At 36.0% G+C, this 1,994-nt stretch carries 3 protein-coding genes; 1 reads left to right on the top strand and 2 read right to left on the bottom strand.

The window, feature by feature from the left end; all coding sequences use genetic code 11:
- The first annotated feature begins 83 nt into the window (after nucleotides 1-83).
- Complete coding sequence (locus WBG07_RS19275) at nucleotides 84-260, top strand: hypothetical protein (RefSeq protein ID WP_340203757.1); 177 nt, start codon at nucleotides 84-86, stop codon at nucleotides 258-260.
- Nucleotides 261-315: 55 nt separating this feature from the next.
- Here WBG07_RS19275 and WBG07_RS19270 read toward each other — a convergent pair whose 3' ends face one another.
- Nucleotides 316-657 (bottom strand): hypothetical protein, encoded by a 342-nt coding sequence (locus WBG07_RS19270; RefSeq protein ID WP_340203756.1) that lies wholly within the window; start codon nucleotides 655-657, stop codon nucleotides 316-318.
- Between the two features lies 1 nt (nucleotide 658).
- Nucleotides 659-1,994 (bottom strand): RHS repeat domain-containing protein (locus tag WBG07_RS19265; RefSeq protein WP_340203754.1); only part of this gene is annotated, 1,336 nt, incomplete at its 5' end.

Raw genomic sequence — 1,994 nt, 5'->3', positions numbered from 1 at the left:
ATTTGTTGAATGGGGCGACCTAGGCCATCAAAATACTGTACGTGTTCTAATACATCGGCATTACTCTTGACGAGCTTGTGCATATGCGCGAACAAGTACCTAAAGAGGTTACTATCGTAGATAAATCTGTTTCCGAGCGTATCAACCTTATACAACAGTTTGAAGATGAGGATAAACAAGCTCTATTTCGCATCATTGACAGTATGCTAACTAAATCCAAGTTCAAGGACTTCTTCAATAAAAATATGGTTTCACTATAAGGAATAAAAAAAACCACAACATTTCTGCTGTCGCTTTCATTATAATTAGAGATTTTTAACCGTTAGTTACTTCAATATCTACTACAGAACCATTTGCAAATTTAATCATTAATGTTCCTGTATTTATCCCTCTTCCTGTAGTACCTAACTGGTAATAATATTCATTATCTGTTTCAGAGTCAGGCTTTCCAAGTAAATTCAAGATATAATCTTTATTAGCTCCTTCCAATTCATATTTACTTAATAAATCCCTGTGCATTAACCACCTTGTATTGGGTGTTGATTCTGTTTCTTCCCAATTCTTCCATTCAGAAGAATTGAAATCTTTTTGTTCAACACAACCAATTGTAAAAAGTAGTATTGTTACAAATGATAATATTTTAAGTCGTTTCATCATGCTAATTTTTCTTTTCTTCTTCTAAAGATTTTCTGTCAGCACTATTCATACCATATCGATTTAACGTTTTCAAAGTCTTTATAGCTGTATTATATTGTTCTTGCGTGATTTTTGTTCTTGATATAGTAATATTACCATCTTTATCAGTAGTAGCCGTAAAAAGTCCTTCATTTAATTGAACATCTAATGCAGCAACCGCTGCTTCATATTCCGTAGCTCCTTCTCCTAAATCTGCTCCAATTTGACGTCCTATCTCATTGTTTAGAAAATCTACAACACTATCAGCTCCTGAAAGATTGTCTGGCGCAGGTTGCGTAAAGTCTACAAAAGCAGTTGCTCCCATTTCTACTCCTTCGTGTGCATTTCCAATATTATTAGCAGCTTCTTCTCCATAGTTACTGGTAATCTTAGCAATCCAAGTTGCGTGTCTTAACGCATTTCTTTCAGAACCTTCTCCTACTGTCATATTACCATTAGATGCTGCGTGACGTGCTATTCTACCAGAAACAGAAGATATATTTGTACCGCCTCTTTCAACAGAACCTACGTTACTTGAAGCAATTGGATGTCTTGCAACAACTGCTGCCGTTGCTGCATTCATTTGTAATCCAGTTGGATGTTCATTTCTAACTACTGGTTTTCCATAAACTCTATTCGGCGTATGTACGGATAACCTTTCAGCTCCTTCTAATTCAATTCCGTCAATAACTCTGTTTTCAGAAAAGTTATAAGGCGACTGGTAGGCATATTCTTGAGCCACAGGGTCAATGTTATGGAATCTCGCTAAAGCAGGATTGTAAAAACGATACTTGAACTCTAACCAGTTTAAATCAAGGTCTTCGTGAAGCTCTTGCCCTTGGAACGTTTTGTAATTATTCTCAACGCCATTCACAACATTATTGTACCCTTTATGTTTGAGTCCAAATGGATAATAATTATTCTCTTCTCTAATTTCAGATTGCGCAATAGACCCACTCCCATCAGCATCCTGATAGGACAATCGTATGTTTCCCAAATGATCTTTATACTGGTATAGGTAATCAAAAGAGCTTCCATTGGGTTCTACATAGCCTTCAGTTGTATTGAAAAACTGTAGCGTACCATTCTCATAGATATAGTTTCCAGCATATTCGGTATTAGTCAAAGAACTTTCCGCAGTGTTGTTTACTATCTTTTTTAGTTTTACACCAACGGCATTATAAATATACTGAATATTTCCGTCTGCCATCGTTACCTGAGTAGGTAAATTCAGATGGTTGTAGGTGATGTTGGTGATGCCTTTGTTGGCATCAGTTGTCATATTTCCGTTTTCATCATAACTATAATCTGTTCCATTG

This window comes from Ascidiimonas meishanensis (assembly GCF_037782385.1).
Taxonomy (GTDB): domain Bacteria; phylum Bacteroidota; class Bacteroidia; order Flavobacteriales; family Flavobacteriaceae; genus Ascidiimonas; species Ascidiimonas meishanensis.
This window is presented reverse-complemented; position numbering and strand designations above follow the sequence as displayed.

Coding starts and splice junctions, on each gene's coding strand:
- WBG07_RS19275 (WP_340203757.1), top strand. CDS start 84: ATGCGCGAACAAGTACCTAAAGAGGTTACTATCGTAGATAAATCTGTT.
- WBG07_RS19270 (WP_340203756.1), bottom strand. CDS start 657: ATGATGAAACGACTTAAAATATTATCATTTGTAACAATACTACTTTTT.